This is a genomic window from Paenibacillus sp. TAB_01 (genome assembly GCF_043945595.1).
Lineage (GTDB): Bacteria > Bacillota > Bacilli > Paenibacillales > NBRC-103111 > Paenibacillus_S.
Genome location: NZ_JBIFNP010000001.1, coordinates 3,888,033 through 3,904,328, shown reverse-complemented (window position 1 = coordinate 3,904,328; position 16,296 = coordinate 3,888,033). Strand labels below are relative to the sequence as shown.

At 54.7% G+C, this 16,296-nt stretch carries 13 protein-coding genes and 1 pseudogene; 13 read left to right on the top strand and 1 reads right to left on the bottom strand.

Translation table 11 applies throughout. The features are described 5' to 3' along the window. The first annotated feature begins 10 nt into the window (after nt 1–10). The 13 genes from ACHHV8_RS18820 to ACHHV8_RS18760 all read left to right on the top strand — a co-directional run bounded on the left by ACHHV8_RS18820 (nt 11) and on the right by ACHHV8_RS18760 (nt 14,180). Nucleotides 11–1,630, top strand: a complete 1,620-nt coding sequence (locus ACHHV8_RS18820) for a response regulator (protein ID WP_395160520.1) — start codon at nt 11–13, stop codon at nt 1,628–1,630. Beyond that, a complete protein-coding gene (locus tag ACHHV8_RS18815) occupies nt 1,627–3,408 on the top strand; it encodes a sensor histidine kinase (RefSeq protein ID WP_395160518.1) in 1,782 nt (593 codons plus the stop codon). The genes ACHHV8_RS18820 and ACHHV8_RS18815 overlap by 4 nt, the downstream gene beginning before the upstream one ends. Nucleotides 3,409–3,524: 116 nt before the next feature. After that, nucleotides 3,525–4,490: an ABC transporter permease gene (locus tag ACHHV8_RS18810; protein WP_395160516.1), complete on the top strand. Its 966-nt coding sequence runs from the start codon at nt 3,525–3,527 to the stop codon at nt 4,488–4,490. Then, nucleotides 4,484–5,344: a carbohydrate ABC transporter permease gene (locus ACHHV8_RS18805; protein WP_395160514.1), complete on the top strand. Its 861-nt coding sequence runs from the start codon at nt 4,484–4,486 to the stop codon at nt 5,342–5,344. The genes ACHHV8_RS18810 and ACHHV8_RS18805 overlap by 7 nt, the downstream gene beginning before the upstream one ends. A 129-nt stretch (nt 5,345–5,473) precedes the next feature. Continuing rightward, on the top strand, nt 5,474–7,024 hold the full coding sequence (locus ACHHV8_RS18800; RefSeq protein ID WP_395160512.1) for an extracellular solute-binding protein: 1,551 nt from the start codon (nt 5,474–5,476) through the stop codon (nt 7,022–7,024). 99 nt (nt 7,025–7,123) lie between these two features. Next, nucleotides 7,124–7,957 (top strand): phytanoyl-CoA dioxygenase family protein, encoded by an 834-nt coding sequence (locus ACHHV8_RS18795; RefSeq protein WP_395160510.1) that lies wholly within the window; start codon nt 7,124–7,126, stop codon nt 7,955–7,957. A 20-nt stretch (nt 7,958–7,977) separates the two neighbouring features. Beyond that, the gene (locus tag ACHHV8_RS18790; protein WP_395160508.1) at nt 7,978–8,760 is read left to right on the top strand and encodes an SDR family oxidoreductase; all 783 of its coding nucleotides are present in this window, start codon (nt 7,978–7,980) and stop codon (nt 8,758–8,760) included. A gap of 245 nt (nt 8,761–9,005) precedes the next feature. Beyond that, nucleotides 9,006–9,674 (top strand): class I SAM-dependent methyltransferase, encoded by a 669-nt coding sequence (locus ACHHV8_RS18785; RefSeq protein ID WP_395160506.1) that lies wholly within the window; start codon nt 9,006–9,008, stop codon nt 9,672–9,674. A gap of 35 nt (nt 9,675–9,709) precedes the next feature. Continuing rightward, on the top strand, nt 9,710–10,573 hold the full coding sequence (locus ACHHV8_RS18780) for a carbon-nitrogen hydrolase family protein (RefSeq protein WP_395160504.1): 864 nt from the start codon (nt 9,710–9,712) through the stop codon (nt 10,571–10,573). 78 nt (nt 10,574–10,651) lie between these two features. Then, nucleotides 10,652–11,332 (top strand): GNAT family N-acetyltransferase, encoded by a 681-nt coding sequence (locus ACHHV8_RS18775; RefSeq protein ID WP_395160502.1) that lies wholly within the window; start codon nt 10,652–10,654, stop codon nt 11,330–11,332. A gap of 151 nt (nt 11,333–11,483) precedes the next feature. Continuing rightward, nucleotides 11,484–12,140, top strand: coding sequence for a superoxide dismutase family protein (locus ACHHV8_RS18770; RefSeq protein ID WP_395160500.1), 657 nt, complete (start codon nt 11,484–11,486; stop codon nt 12,138–12,140). A gap of 237 nt (nt 12,141–12,377) precedes the next feature. Continuing rightward, nucleotides 12,378–13,460 (top strand): DUF3900 domain-containing protein, encoded by a 1,083-nt coding sequence (locus ACHHV8_RS18765; protein ID WP_395160498.1) that lies wholly within the window; start codon nt 12,378–12,380, stop codon nt 13,458–13,460. A gap of 138 nt (nt 13,461–13,598) precedes the next feature. After that, the gene (locus ACHHV8_RS18760) at nt 13,599–14,180 is read left to right on the top strand and encodes a DJ-1/PfpI family protein (protein ID WP_395160496.1); all 582 of its coding nucleotides are present in this window, start codon (nt 13,599–13,601) and stop codon (nt 14,178–14,180) included. A gap of 380 nt (nt 14,181–14,560) precedes the next feature. On the opposite strand, the pseudogene ACHHV8_RS18755 reads toward ACHHV8_RS18760, so the two are convergent. Beyond that, a pseudogene (locus tag ACHHV8_RS18755) lies at nt 14,561–16,274 on the bottom strand (vWA domain-containing protein). Nucleotides 16,275–16,296 lie beyond the last annotated feature (22 nt).

Here is a 16,296-nt window from a genome sequence, read left to right as displayed (position 1 = left end):
GAACAAACCTATGCTTCAAACACAACCGTTAACCGTCCTGATTGTAGACGATGAACTGCCGCTGCGCGAGGAGCTCCGCCTGTTTGATTGGCAGGATTGCTGCGCGGAGCTGATTGGCGAGGCCGAAAACGGAGAGGAAGCGCTTGAGCTGTGCCGGAGACTTGCGCCGGATGTCGTCATTACGGATATCACGATGCCTGTAATGGACGGCATGGATTTGTTTCGGCGGATCAAGCAGGAATTTCCGCTGACGCAGGTCGTGCTGCTGACATGCCATACCGATTTTGCTTATGCGAAGGAAGCTCTCAAGCTGGGAGCCCTGGAATATTTGATCAAGGTATCTCTGCTGGACAGCGAGCTGCAGCAGGTTTTGGACAAAGCGCGGGAAGCCATTCAGCGGGAGCGCAACTATATGCGCAGCGAGCTGAACCGGCAGCGTTGGGAGCTGACGCGTCTGCTCACCTCTATCGGAAAGGAACCCGAGCCGGAAGGAATCCGGGAGGCGTGCGGAGCCGTTTTGCGAAGCTGGCAGGTTCCATTTCCTGTAGGCGTACTGCGCCTGCATGTCCATGTGCGTGCCCAGGAGGCTTTATTCGCCCATCGCGAGCTTCAGGCGTTGTTAAGCGAATGGGAGTCGAATTGGGCCCCAGGCACGCTGTTCCGCCGATGGATAGCCGTCGGCCCGCACGATTATATGCTGATGGAACGCAGGGAGGCTGACCAAGTAAAAGGGCAGCAGGCTTTGAGCTTGCTGGAGCAAGCCGGAGGCTGGATGCGAAATTTACAATCCGCTCTGGACGCCAGAATCTCCTATTTGCGTCAGCGGGCAGGCTTGTATGCAGCAGCGGGCACATATGTTGGGGCTGCGGCGGACTTGTCCGAAGCATTGGAGCAAACGAAGCTGCCTGAGGCTGCGTTTTTTTACGATGGCGAAGGCACCGTCTATGCGGCCGATGCTTTGTACCGGCGTTATACGGCTGCGGAGAGAGGACGTGTCTCCGAGGCCGAGGCGAAAGCAAGAACGGAGCTGGAGAAACAAACGGAGCTGCTGCGGCAGGCAGAGTCGAGCCGGGAATCGTTGGCGCAATATTGCCGCAAGGATTTATTTGAATGGGCGGTTCGGTTAAGGCCCGACCCGAATGCTTTGAAGGCCTGGCTTTTATCTAACCTCAAGCTGTGGAAAGGGCACCGGGGCCCGCTGCGCCGGCAGGAAGCTGCGGCCAGCTTTCAGGCGGCGCGGACGCTTGCGGAGCTGATCTCGCTGATCGTCAGGGAGATCGAGGAACAAGACGGCGAGCGGCCGAAGCAGCGCAAGGAAGTCGCTATGGCAATGCGGCTGGTGTCGGAGCATATCGCGGAGCCGATTACGCTGACTTGGATGGCGGATCGGGTGGGGCTCAGCTCTTTCTATTTGAGCCGGCTCTTCCGTGAGGAAGTCGGCGAGTCCTTTAACGAGTACGTCACCCGTATTCGGATCGATAAAGCCATCGAGCTGCTGCAAACGACCAGCTTAAAGGTGTATGAGGTGGCGGAGCAAATCGGGATTCCGAGCTACCGGTATTTCTCGGTGCTGTTTCGCAACCGAACCGGCGTTTCGCCGACGGAGTACAAGAAGGGCGGTGCCCAATGATAGCGCGATGGCTCCGCTGGTGCCGCAGCCGAAGTATGGCGGTGAAGCATTCGTTGTTTCTTTTTGCAGGAACTTTAGTGTTATTCGGGCTGCTGGCCTGGAGTAATCTGCATGATGCGGAGCAGTTGTTCCGCAAGCAGGTGCTGTCCGACGCCCAGGTAATTATCGACCGCACGAACTTGTATTTGAACGCGTATTTGGATAACGTCCAAAATATTCTTTTGCTGCTGTCGACCCGGGACGACTTGCTGGAGGAGGGGAAGGAGGACGAGGCGGTTACGGTGCTGCGCCAATATGCGGAAAATAACAGTACGCTGTATAAGACTTTGTATTTTATCCGTTCGGACGGCAAGGTTTTATCCAATACCCAGGTTTACTACGACATTATCGGCAATCCTTATCTGCAGAAGCTCTATAATCAGGCGCGGAACAATTACGGCGTCATGATCAGCGAGCCTTACCAGTCTCCGCTGTCCGGGAAGACAGTCGCTTTTGTGCTGCCCATCCGCTCCAAGGCGGACTCGGATCTCAAAGGCATGGCTGTAGTTGAAATCGATCTGGTCCGGCTGACCACGATGCTCTCCCAGCTGATGAATTCCCAGAATCAGACCTTTACGATTATTACGAACAAAAATCATGTCGTGAACACCTATGATACGAGCTGGCCGATGTTTTACTATGACTTGCTTCCGTATAACACGAAGGTATTTCCGCCGGAGCTGCATGCCGCTTTCGTAGAGCAAGTGGGGGATTTGCCTGTCGGCATTACGGAGATAGACGGAGCCAAGAGCAAGCTTGTCGCCGTAAAATCGGGCATGAACAAGCTCGGCTGGTATTTCGTCGCATTTATCGAGGACCGCTATTTTTATCAGAATATCATCAGTCTGTACAACAATTACAAAACCGCTGCAGCCGTATGGATCCTTATTTTATTAGTAAGCTCTTATACAATGAGCCGGTATGTGACCTACCCCGTACGGATGCTGGTCGCCAAGATCGGACCGGTCCGGGATATGGAGGTGCTGCCGAGCATTTCGGTTCAGCGCGAAGACGAGATCGGCCGTCTGGCCAAAAGCTATAACGCGATGATGGAACGGATTCATCTGCTGCTGACCGAAACGAAGGAAATGGAGCAGCGGAAAAAGCAGTATGAGCTGAAAATGCTCCAAAGCCAGATTGCGCCGCATTTTCTTTACAATACGCTTGCCTGCATCAGCAGTCTGGCCAAGCAGAAGAAAACCGAAGCAGTGCGGGACACCATCCGTTCTCTGGTCGGGTTGTTATCGTTTAGCTTTGATAAAAGCAGCGAATTTGTCTCGCTAGAAGAAGAGCTGGAAGGATTGCGGATGTATGCGCATATCCAGACAGTGAGGTATGGCGACAAGTTTGCGCTGCACATGGAGATCGCGCCGGAAACGCTGCCCTGCAAAATATTAAAGCTGACGCTGCAGCCGTTGGTGGAAAACGCGATCTTCCACGGGCTGGCCCCGCAGAAGGTGCAAGGAACGATTCGGCTCCGCACCGCGCTTCGCCGCGGCCGCTTGATCGTCTACCTGCGGGATAACGGAGTGGGCATGGACTCGCAGCAGCTGGAGAGCGTCTTCTCCGAGCGCAGAAAGGCCCCGAACAAGCACCGGTTTACCGGGATCGGCATTATGAACGTTCAGGAGAGAATACGGCTTCACTTCGGCGGAGAATTCGGTCTGCGCATCGCAAGCCTTCCGGGAGCAGGAACGCTGATTCGAATCGAGCTGCCGGCGTATATGCTTGGAAATTAAAGCGTTTGCAATAATTGAAACAGTTTCGCAGGATCACTGTATAGAACCTCCAAATGCCCGCAGCTATACTTAATGGTATAGAAGAAAGCGCATACAACCTAAGAGGAGGTGATCCCATGGAACGGGAGCTCACGCTAGAAGAAGTGCCCGCTGTCCGGCAGAAGGAACGCCGGCTGAAGCTTTTCGGCAAAAGGGTATGGGCGTTTCGGGCGTTCTACTTGATGCTTCTCCCGGGCGTCATTTACTACATTATTTTCCGGTATGTTCCGATGTACGGCGTTATCATAGCCTTCAAGGATTTCAATATGCTGGAAGGCATTGTAGGCAGTTCCTGGGCGGACCCATGGTACAAGCATTTTCAAACCTTTTTTCATTCGCCTTATTTTTCCCAGCTCATGGTCAATACAACGGTTATCAGCCTGTATAAACTGGTGTTTGGCATGGTTCCGCCGATTGCGATGGCGCTTTTGCTGAATGAATGCCGGGTTCGCTGGTTCAAAACGGTTGTTCAGACCTTGACCTACATGCCGCATTTTTTATCGTGGGTCATTATTTACGGGATCTTGATCGCGTTGTTTTCGCAGAACTCAGGGCTGGTGAACCGGTGGCTGGAGGAAACGGGAGGCAGCTCAATCGGCTTTCTCACCTCGATCGATTACTTTCGAACGATCCTGGTAGGCTCCGAAATCTGGAAGGATCTCGGATGGGGCGCGATCATTTATCTGGCCGCTATGACGGCAATCGATCCGACGCTGTATGAGGCCGCCAGAGTGGACGGCGCCAACAGACTAAGAATGATTTGGCATATTACGCTTCCGGGGATTCGCAGCGTGATCGTGCTGCTGTTCATTCTGAAGCTGGGGACCATTATGGATGCCGGCTTCGACCAAATTTATATTTTATACAACATCCAAGTTTATCAGGTGGCGGATATTTTGGACACTTGGGTATTCAGGACCGGTCTGCAGCAATTGAATTTCAGTCTGGGCGCTGCGGTCGGCTTGTTCAAATCGGTTATCGGCATGGTATTGGTCATCGGATCGAATCAGCTGTCGAAGAAATGGGGTGAGGGGATATGGTAAAAGGCATCGAAGACCGCCTGATGAACACGCTGGTTTATGTCATCCTGGGCCTGGCCGGCTTGGCGGCGGTTTTTCCTCTCATGTACGTAGTATCCGTTTCCATTACGCCCTTCTCGGAAGTGCTCAAAAACGGAGGCTTCATCCTGATCCCCAGATCTGCGACCTTTACGGCATACCACAAGCTGCTGACTGAATCGGGCATTCCCCGCGCCTTCTGGGTGACGATTTTTATTACGGTCGTAGGCACCGTGGTCAATCTGATCTTAACGGTTCTGATGGCTTATCCGCTGAGCCGCAAGCTGCTGCCGGGGCGCCAGTTCTTTCTGCTGCTGGTCGTATTCACCATGCTGTTCAGCGGCGGAATAATCCCCACTTACTTGATTGTCAAATCGCTGGGACTGCTGGACTCGGTCTGGTCGATGATTTTGCCGAATGCAGTTTGGAGCTTTAACGTGCTTATTATGAAAAGCTTTTTCGAAAATTTGCCGGAGGAGCTGTTCGAATCGGCTCGGATGGACGGAGCGAAGGAATTTCGCATCCTGCTTCAAATTGTGGCGCCATTATCCGTCCCTTCTTTGCTTACGGTAGGTTTATTTTATACGGTGGGCCACTGGAACGAGTTTTTCCAGGCCGTCATGTATGTGACAGACCGGACGCTGTTTCCGCTGCAGGTCATTATCCGCGAGCTGTTGATGCTTACGCAGCAGCCGCTTGAGAACGCGGAAAATATGCTGCCGACCGAGACGATGCAGATGGCCTCGGTTGTGATGGCAAGCCTGCCTATCATCATTGTGTATCCGTTTATTCAAAAGCATTTCACCAAAGGGATGCTGCTTGGTTCGGTAAAAGGCTGATGGAACGTCTTTGCTCAGGGCAGAGCAGCTGCAGGTTGAATGACGGAACGCCGGGCGGCGCACAATGCGGTAGGCGGCCCGGGCAGCCGATTCAATAGATCATCTATCCAAAGAAAGAAGGGGATTGCAATGACATCGACAAAGAAGGCGCTTATCGTTTCCATGAGTACGCTGCTGCTTGGAGGCACCGTGCTTGCAGGCTGCAGCGGAGGCTCCGGGGCCAAGACGGGTTCACAGGCGGGCGGCAAGGATGCGCCTGCTGCTGCCTCCAGCGGCAAGCCGGTCAAGCTGGATATTATCGAAACCGGCAATGGGCTGCCTGCGCCCGATCAGGATATCATTAAGCAGGAGCTGGATAAGGCGCTCGGCACCGACCTGAATTTAACCGTGTATGCTTCAGGGGACGATTACAAGAATCAGCTTAACGTTCGGATGGCTTCCGCGAACTTTCCCGATTTGTTCATGGTGAACCGACAGCAGCTGAAGCAGTTCTCCGAGCAGGGGCTGCTGCTGGATTTGAGCCCTTACATGGATTCGAAGCTGAAGCCGGTCAAAGATTTCATCGGCGAAGACAGCTTGAAGAAAGGCACGATGAACGGGAAAATTTACGCAGTTTCCAAAACGCCGCAGATCCCGTACGATACGTATTTCATCCGCAAGGATTGGCTGGATAAGCTGGGCATGCAGGTGCCGAAAACGACCGATGAGCTGCTGGAGGCAGCCAAAGCCTTTGTCGAGAAGGACCCGGACGGCAACGGAAAGAAGGATACGATCGGCATGACCGGCGGGAAATTCGGCGTCTTCAATACGATCTTTGGCGCCTACGGCATCGGATTTTCCGACAATGTGCCAAGTCTATATGTGAAAGACAACAAGCTGATCAATTCCTTATACGATCCTGCGATGAAAGATGCGCTCGCTTTTATTAACAAGCTGACTTCGGCGGGGGCGGTAGACCCCGAGCTGATGGCGAATTCCGGTCTGCAGCACCAGCAGAAGGCGATTAAGGGCCAAGCGGGCATCATTTACATTGACTGGCCGAACATGACCAAGGATCAATTCGTCGAGCAGATCAAAGCGGTCAATCCGAATGCCAACTGGGTTCAAGTCGATGCGGTGAAAGGGCCTGGGGGCCAAACAGCAAGCTCTTGGGATATCGGCAAGACTGCGGGGCTGTATGCGATACCTAAAACGCTGGAGAAAAGCCCGGAGAAGCTGCAAAAGGTGTTCGATCTGCTGAATTATGTCTCTACTAAAGATACAGGCTCTCTTCTGGTGCAGTATGGCGTCAAGGGCAAGCACTATAATCTGGAAGGCTCGAAGGTCGTTCCAACCGATCTGATGGGAAAAGAAGGCGGCTACTTCTGGCTGTACCAGTTCACGGGCCGTCCGGAAATGGAATATTTGCAGGTTAAATTCGCCAAGCAGGCGCCGTTTATTGAATTTGCCAACAACCAGCCTCGTATTCAGGCGCTGAACGGATTCGTGGATTATCCGAACGGCTATAATGCCGCGGATGCCAACCGGTTTATCGAGGAAGAGCTGGCGAAGTTCATCTTCGGAAAAAGACCGATAGCGGAATACGACAGCTTCCTGAAGACGCTGGAATCGTCGATGAATTATAAAGCTTATATGGACAGCGCGCAGAAGCAGCTGAAGGATTTGGGTTATATCAAATAAGCAGTACGCCAGGATGTTCCATGTGTATGTAACAAGCGGGGAGCTCGTCTCTCCGCTCCATTCTCATATCCAATTCCGTATCCAAAGGAGTGTGTTTCCATGTCCGCCGTTTCCAACGACTTGCAGTCGCTTTCCGAACAATTTCACGAGCAGGGCTATTTGCTGCTGCGCAATGTTTTATCTCCCGAAAAGGTAGAGCGGCTGAATGCCGCCATAGATGAGATTCTGGCTCAAGAGCCGCAGGATGCGCTCGCCTATAATATTTACAACAGCGTAGAGCGGCATGACGAGATCGCATCCCTCATCGACGAGCCGGCATTGCTGCCTTTAATGGTGCAGCTGCTCGGTTACAATATTCAGCTTCACATCTCCCATCTGACGATCCGCAAACCGAATCCGCAGGACGCGAAGACGGCTACGCAAAGCTTCATTAACTGGCATCAGGACGGGCCGCATCCGCAGTTTCCGGCGATTGGCGGGGTGACTTCCACTTATTATATCAAGACGTGCTACATCTTGAGCGATATGTCCCAGCCGGACCGCGGCAATACGAAGATCATTCCGGGCTCTCACAATAAGCCGTTCCGTCCCGATTCTCAGAATGTGGACGATAAGCTTCATAATGAAATTCAAATTTGCGGCAGTCCCGGGGACGTATTCGTGTTTCCGCAAAATTTATGGCATGCCGGAGCTCCCAACCGGTCCGAATTTACCCGGCGGCAGCTTTTCCTCGGTTACAGCCCGATCTGGATGCGGCCGATCGATTACCACACGGTTTCCGATAAACTGCTGAGGGATGCTTCTCCTGTCCGCAGACAGCTGCTTGGGGTCATTGACGACAATCCATTTAAATATTACGTGCCGGATGCGTCCATGGTACCTTTAAAGCAATATTTTGCGGGGGATGCCGGCAAGAGCGGCTACGCCCAATAAGAACGGAGGCGGGGCAGCACATGCAGCATTCCACGAACAACCCTTCACCGATCCCAGGCAAGCTGAAGGGGAAGCTGGCATTCGTCACGGGAGCTTCCCGCGGGCTGGGGCGCTGGATCGCGGTGGAGCTGGCGCAGCAGGGGGCGGCAGTTGCCGTCAATTATGCTCACAGCGATGAGGATGCGGCTCATACGGTCGCTCTGATTGCGAAGGCAGGCGGAGAGGCGTTGGCTATCCGCGCCGATATTACAAAGGAAGAAGAAGTGCGGGAAGCGGCAGGGCAAGCGGAGGCAGCCTTCGGACGATCTATCGGCGTGCTGGTGAACAACGCTACAGGCCCACAGCCGATGCTGTCCATCGAGGACAGTGACTGGAAGGATTATGAGGATCAGCTGGCCTTTTTCGTTAAGGCGCCGCTGCTGCTTGTTAAGGCCGTGCTGCCGGGGATGAGGGCGGCAGGCTCCGGCAGCATCGTCAACATCGGCAGCGAGGTGGTGCAGCTGGGCAATGCACGGTTTGCAAGCTACGTCACGGCCAAGTCCGCCATGATCGGAATGACCCGGTCCTGGGCCAGCGAGCTGGAACCTGCAGGAATCCGGGTGAACCTCGTCGCTCCCGGCTGGATTCCGGTAGAGCGCCATGCGGGGGCCAGCACGGATGACTATGCGGGGCGGGTTCCTCTTCAGCGAATGGGGGAGCCGAAGGATATCGCTGCGGCCGTCGCCTTTCTGGCTTCCGACGAAGCCCGGTTTATTACGGGCCAATGTCTTTCCGTAAACGGCGGATTGACCTTTGGCATATGACGCCCGGTTCTTCATTGAGCTATGTCTCAGCTTAAGCGCCCGGCCTTGTTTCGTCTTCGGACGAATCAAGGCCGTTTTTGCCGTGGTGATTGGATTTGCAGCGATCCGTTACATATTACGTCAGCACATCGCCAAGAATAGAGGCCGTTACCCGCCGAACCCTTTCTGTGCATGGTTTTCTTCAAATAGAGATGATATAATGACGGAACTAATAGTCATGATTTGGAAGCGGGATGATGCCAAGAATGAACCCTCGCGAGCTATTCGGGGATATCGACATTTATTTGTTCGATCAGCTGTTAAAGGGACGTATTACGGAGGACAAAAGAATTCTGGACGCCGGCTGCGGAACGGGACGCAATCTTACTTATTTTTTGCGCAGCGGCTTTGATGTGTACGCGGTGAACCGATCGGAAGAGGCGGTCGAAGCGGTGCGCAAGCTGGGCGAACGTTGGGCCGGCCATTGGACCGCGGATCGGGCGAGGGTGGAGCCGGTTGAGAAAATGAGCTTTGCCAACGACAGCTTTGACGTCGTTATTTGCAATGCGGTCCTGCATTTTGCTGCGAACGAAGCTCATTTTCAGCAAATGCTTCATGAGCTGTGGCGTGTGCTTCGGCCCGGAGGCTTACTGTTCGCCCGGCTTGCTTCTTCGATCGGAATTGAGGGCCGGATTCAACCGTTAGGCGAATCCCGCTATAAGCTTCCGGACGGAAGCATCCGGTTTCTGGTGGACGAAGAAAGGCTTTTGCGTACGACGGAAAAGCTGCAGGGCATCCTGCTTGAGCCGATCAAAACCGTGAACGTGGCCAACCAGCGGTGCATGACGACCTGGTGCGTGAAGAAGCCGCACATCTTATTTTTCGATCCGATTGAGGAAATGCCCGGGGATCAAGACGAGAAGGAACAAGCTTGAGAGCCAGGCTATAGTTTGAGGAGGAAAGCATCTGCATGAATATTAGAGTATCGGCAGTACAATATCATCTGCAGACGATTGGCAGCTTTGAGGAGTTTGCGGAGCAGGTAACGCATTATGTCAAAACCGCGGAGGAATTCGAATCCGACTTCGTTCTGTTTCCAGAGCTGTTTACCACGCAGCTGATGTCTATCGGTGGAGGGAAGCCGCACCCGAAGGCGCTGACCATTGAGGAGCTTCCGGCCTATACGGATGCCTATAAGCAGTTATTCGTCTCGCTTGCCGAGTCGACCGGTATGCATATTATCGGAGGCACACACATTATTGAAGAAAAGGGACGGCTGTACAATACGGCGTTTCTGTTCTCGCCGGACGGCAGCATCGGAGAGCAGCGCAAGCTGCACATTACTCCTACGGAGGTCAAGGAATGGCGCATGGCGGCAGGAGACGGACTGCAGGTGTTCGATACGCCCAAGGGCCGGATCGCCATGCTCATCTGCTACGATATCGAATTTCCCGAAATCGTCCGTATGGCCCGTGCCCGCGGAGCGGATCTGATCTTCTGCCCGTCCTGCACCGACGACCGGCATGGCTTCCACCGTGTCCGTTATACGTGTCATGCCCGAACCATTGAGAATCAAATTTACGTGGTCACGACGGGTACGGTCGGCTCGCTGCCGACCGTGGACTTCATGAGAGGCAACTACGGGCAAGCTGCCGTCATTACGCCTAATGATGTCCCGTTTCCTCCAGGCGGCATTATGGCTGCCGGTGAAGTGAACCATGATATGGTCATTACCGCCGACTTGAATATGCAGCTGCTTCACCAGGTGCGCGAGAAGGGATCGGTCACCACATGGAGAGACCGGCGCACCGATCTGTATACCGATTGGAGCTGAGGCAGGAACGGAATCGTCCGGGTAACCTTTTCCGATGCTTTCTGCCGGATGCATCAAAGCCGAGGGAGGAAGGCCGCTTTGTACCGTAAAGAGCTGTATGTATTTGACCGGGAACGCCCTGTCAAGGCGATCGTCCGCTCGTACACAAGGGAGGATTTTCCGGGGCTGATTCAGATTCAGCAGGAAAGCTTCCCGCCGCCGTTCCCGTCGGAGCTGTGGTGGAACGAAGCGCAGCTGGACAACCATGTGACCCTGTTTCCGCAGGGGGCGCTGTGCGTGGAGATCGATGGCCGGCCCGTCGCCTCAAGTACCGCGCTGCTTATCGATTGGGATCCGTCCGATGCGGATCATTCCTGGGAGCAAATTACCGACCGCGGGTATATTGCGAACCATCGCCCCGGCGGAAACACTTTATATATCGTCGATATATGCGCGGCACCCGCCTACCGTAAGCTCGGGCTCGGCAAGCTGCTGATGCAGTCGATGTATGAGGTTGTCGTGGCGTTGAACCTCAAGCGTTTGTTAGGCGGGGGAAGAATCCCGGGCTATCATCTTCATGCAGGCGAGATGTCTCCCGAAAGCTACGCGGAGGCGGTATTGGCGGGAGCGCTCAAGGATCCGGTCATGACCTTTCTGCTGCGCTGCGGACGGACGCCTGTAAAGCTGGTTCCCGGGTACTTGGAGGATGAGGAATCGCTGAACTATGCGATGCTGATGGAATGGCGTAACCCGTTCCGGGAAGCATCGAACGAATATTAATAAATAAGGACGGCAGGGCCTCCGGCTCTGCCGATTGTTTTTCAAAGCAAATGAGCTGTAAAAACATGTTTAATAATGCTCCAATACGTAAACAATGGAATAGGGTACAGCAAAGTACATCAGGATCCATTGTCGATTGGAGGAAACGTACATGAACAAAAGGGTGAGTCAAGGAGCGATGCTGCTCGGTTGTGCGCTGCTGTTAATGACAGGTTGTGAATGGAAAGTGCCTGCCATGTCGGCATCGACCCATCCGAGCTCTGCAGGACAAACAGACGAGCATGCCGCACACGGCAGCGAGCCTGCAAAAGCAGCGCCGATGGAGGATGTGGCCGCAGAGGACAAATCCGCCTCGTCGGGAATCGAGAAATCGATCGAGATCATTAACAGCAAAGGCAGCAAGATTGGCACCGCCAAGCTGTTACAGACTCCGCAAGGCGTGAAAATTTCGGTGGACGTTGCCGGATTAACGCCCGGAAAGCACGGCATCCACATCCATCAGACGGGAGTCTGCCAGGCGCCGGACTTCAAAACCGCCGGAGAGCACTTGAACCCGGAAGGGAAAAAGCACGGCTTTGATAATCCGGAAGGCCCGCATGCCGGAGATTTGCCGAACCTGGAGGTTGGCTCCGACGGAAGAGGCAAAGCGGAGTTCGTCGATGCGAAGGTAACGCTCGAGAAGGATAAAGCGAATTCCCTGCTGAAGCCGGGCGGCACCTCGCTTGTCATTCACGAAGCTGCGGACGATTACAAAACAGATCCTGCAGGCAATTCCGGCAACCGGATTGCATGCGGCGTCATCATGTAAAACAACACAAAATTGGGAGCAGAAGAGCATTGCCGCTTTACGGCTTCCTGTGTTACCATGGAACGACACCCACCTTGTGGCTTGCATGTACAAGCTTATGGGGTGGGTTTTTACTTGCGCAGCAAACTGTCGAGCCGTGACCTTGCATGCGGCCGGTACTTTTTATGAAGCCGGCGGCGGGGACGAAGGCAATGAAGCTGTTGCTGCAAAGCTTGGGATATGGGGGAGCAGGAACCGATGAAATTCGACGTGGAGTATATCTCATTTTTTGTTATCCAGGTGGACGGAGAGGAAGGCCAAGGCGGCAAACGGTGCAAGCACTACCAGACGCTCGATGGCGAAGATTATGCGGAGAGTGAGCTCAGCACCTTTCTAGGCGGGGAATTCAGCAAAATCGCCAAGCGCAAGGCCGAGCGGAATCCGAAGGCCGAGCAGGTTCCAACCAAGATCGGCATGTTCGTGGTCGAACCGGGCTACGATCTGGACAGCAATCCGAACTACAATATGCTGGCCCGGCTGCGCATTGCGGAAACTCAAGATGAATACACGGAGCACGCGGAGGCGCTCGTTCAAGCGTACATGGATACAAGCGCCATTCGGGGCGGAGCGATGTTCGTCGTCCGGGCCAAGCATGCCCAGCTGTTTGACGAGCCGTTTCTATTCGTGCTGAAATGCGATTTTGAGCAGAAAATAGCCCGTATTACCGATGAGCGCAGCTTGCTGAATCAAGTGGAAATGGCCATCAACGCTAAAAATATGAAGTCGATCATGTATCCTCATATGCCGGAGGAAGGCATGCTTGAGGTGAGGGAGCTGAAGATTCATCAGTCGTCCCATGCAAGGTATTTTGAAGACTTTTTGAAATATGTCGAGTATGAGAAGTCGATGCCTGAAATTATGAATGAACAGGTGATGGGCTTTGTGCACCAGTTCATCGAAGAAGTGTATGAGGATAACACGGAGGAGCGCGAGAAAGAAACGGAAGCGATGGAGCTGTGGGCCTGCAGCGAGCAGCGCGAGCTTCAGGAAAAATGGACTCCGGTGCAGGTGATGGAGGCCTCCTCCTTTTTAATTGAACAGAAGCCGGATATTGAAATGAAGTTCAAGCTGGATTCGATATCCGTCCGGGCGCTGCTTGCCGATTTCGGAGACCGGCTGCATATCGCTAAGCTTGGGGATAAGTATGTGGTGGTGCTTGAAGGAGACGGATTGTCATTCGACAAAGGCATTTCGCCTGTGGAGCTTCTGCATCCCGAGCCGCTCGAGGAAATTATCGACCGGATCCGGCAGAAGGCGGAGCAGGAGCTTGAGCTGGTGTAAGTTTATATAGGGGAAGCAGGCGTTGTTCCGGTTAGGGAATGTTTCCAGCTTTTTCATGGTATAATGGAAGAGTATGCATAATCGGCAGAGCTTGTCGATCACGGACGGAAAACGTTTCCAGGGGGGCGTGCTGTTTTTATGAAGATTGCGTTTGTCCTTTTTAATCAAGTAACGATGCTGGACTTTATCGGTTTTTATGATGTGATGACCCGGCTAAAATCACTGAAATTGATGGATGATGTGGAATGGGATTTGTGCGCATTAACCGAAGAGGTGACGGATGAGCTGGGCGTCCGCCTGCACCTTGATTGCGTTCGCCCCGATTTGTCCGGGTACGACGTCGTGTTTGTCCCGGGGGGCTGGGGCACAAGGTCGCTGAGAAGCAGCCAAGAATTCGTCTCTTGGCTGCAAACAGCCGCATCGGTCAAGCTGAAGGCTTCGGTTTGCACCGGCGCTTTGCTGCTGGGGGCAGCAGGCTTTCTTGAGGGAAAAAGAGCCACGACAAACCCGAGCGCTTACGAGCTGCTTGCTCCTTATTGCGCCGAGGTGTGGGAGGAGCGGATCGTGAAGGACGGGGACGTGGTTACGGCAGGCGGAGTCGCTTCTTCATTGGATCTCGGGCTTTTCCTGGTCGAATATTGGCTCGGACCTTCCGAAGCGGAGAAGGTACAGCGGGTGATGGATTATCCCTACTATGTCACCTGTAAATACATACAATAATTCTGGAAAAATAAGCCCGCCCTTCCGTTCCGGAGGGGCGGGCTTATGCTTTATAGCATGCTGCGAAGGCGAGAGGGATCCGCGTTGAACCGCGGAGTGACCGTGTAGGCTGGGCTGGAAAATCCCTGCAAGCTCCGCCAGCCCATTGGCAGCCCGGTCCGATACCCCTTGTACAGGAGGTGCGCATACCGGAGAGAGGTGCGGTGCGCATACCTGAGGCATTGAGATGGCGGGCACGCACGGCTTGTAAAAAAGGCATGGCAGGAAGCGCAGCCGTGACGGCATGCTCAGCGTTGCCCCTTGGTGTTCTTGTATTCGGCATGACAGGCTCCTCTTAGCCGGGCTAAGGGCAACCGCGCCTAAGGGCAGCCACGTTTAGTTTAGCGGCGCTTGCGGAATACATCGAGCAGCAGCTCGCTTTTCTCCGGGTCCTGGGTTTCCCAGGTGGAGGCGAAGCGCACCTGATGGGAGACGCCCAGGATGTCGTAGCGGTTGACCAGGTGCTGCCGTGCATTCCCGATGATCAGGGAATGGAGCCGCACCTGCTTGCGCGCGCCGAGCTCGGCGAGGCTCTGCCGGACCGGAGCGCTGATGGTCCCGATGCCGTCGGTGACCATCACGAAGTCGGCATCCTCGAAGCGCGGATGCCCCTCGACGATTTCGATGCCGCGCTTGATCGGCGCATCGAAATGGGTCCCGCCGCCGAAGGCGAGCTGCGACAAGGCGTACAGCGCCGGCCAGTCCGGCTTGCGCCAATAGAGCGGCTGCTCCAGCAGCTCGCCGCGCGAGCCGAACAGCAGCAGCACGAAGTCGCGGCGCTCCAGCAGGCTGAACGCTGCGAAGGTTGCGACGAACAGCTGCGCGAGCCGGAGCTTGCTGCCGCGCATCGAATGCGACGTATCCAGCATGCACAGGACGGGCCCCTTCTGGGGCTCGTCGGTCGACCCGGATACGTTGTAGGTCAGCAGCTTGCGGTCAAGCCATTTGACCGTGAACAGCATCTCGTAGTCCTCGTCGGCGAGCAGGCTGGCTTCGCTGGGCAGCAGGTGGGCGATATCGCCGGACTGGCGCAGGTCGTCATAAGACTCAGGGATATGCGGAGTCTTCATTTTTTTGCGCTGTACCTTCAAATGCTGCAGGTTGCGTCCGACTTCCTGCAGGAAGGCGACGAGGTCCGGATGGCGCTTCAGCTTATCCAGCCACTGCATATAGTTGGCGAACTCCTGCCGGTGCAGACGGCCGAGGTCGCTGCCCCAGCGGCGGTTGGCGATCCGCTGGCTGGACTGTACGAGCTCATGAAGGTTAAGGCTTTCGCTGTCCTCACCCTCGAGCGTTTCCTTCAAGGCGCGGTTCAGCCAGTGCCCCAGCTGCTCTTCGAGCTGACGGAACGTTTCCTGATCGCGCTTGGTGAACCGCTCCAGCTGCCGTTCCCGCTGCTCCAGCTCGGCCTCCGCTTTCTTCAGCTTCTGCCTCGCTTTATCCCGCTTCATGAAGTCGGTTCGCATCTCTTCCTTGAGCGAGTCGATGCGTGCCCTTCAGCTGAACGATTTCTTCTTCCACCAGCGGCCGCGAATCCAGCGCCGCCTGCTTTTCTTCCATATTCCTTTTGCCCTGCTGCAGCGTATAGCCGACCAGCTTGAGCTGGGCGATCTGCTTCTCGGACAGATGCTCGTTAATTAACGCGGCTTCCTGCCCCTGCTGCTGCTTGCGGTCGTTCAGGCCGAGCGTCAGCAGCTGTTCCTCCTGCTTGCGCCGCTTCACTTCTTCGTTGTAGCTTGAGGTCAGCCACATCAGCGCCTTCAACGCCGTCTTGAAGGAAGCGTTCACCTCGCCAATGGTCCGCGGATGAATGGAACGGTAAAAATATTGCCTTCGCAGCTGTCCGACAAGCCAACGGTGAAACGGAGAAGCGTCGTTGGCGCGGTCGGTCTGCGGTTCGGTCAAATAGAAGCACATAAAAAAATCGGCAAACAGCTCCACGGAGAACCAAGCCGTCGTTGCTTGCGCCTCTCGGATCCACTCCTGCGCCGTGCGCGAGGAATGGATATAGCCGTCAAATACGTATCGATCGATTCGGGCGCATTGAATCATCATGTTCGTTCACCGCCGGTTTCCT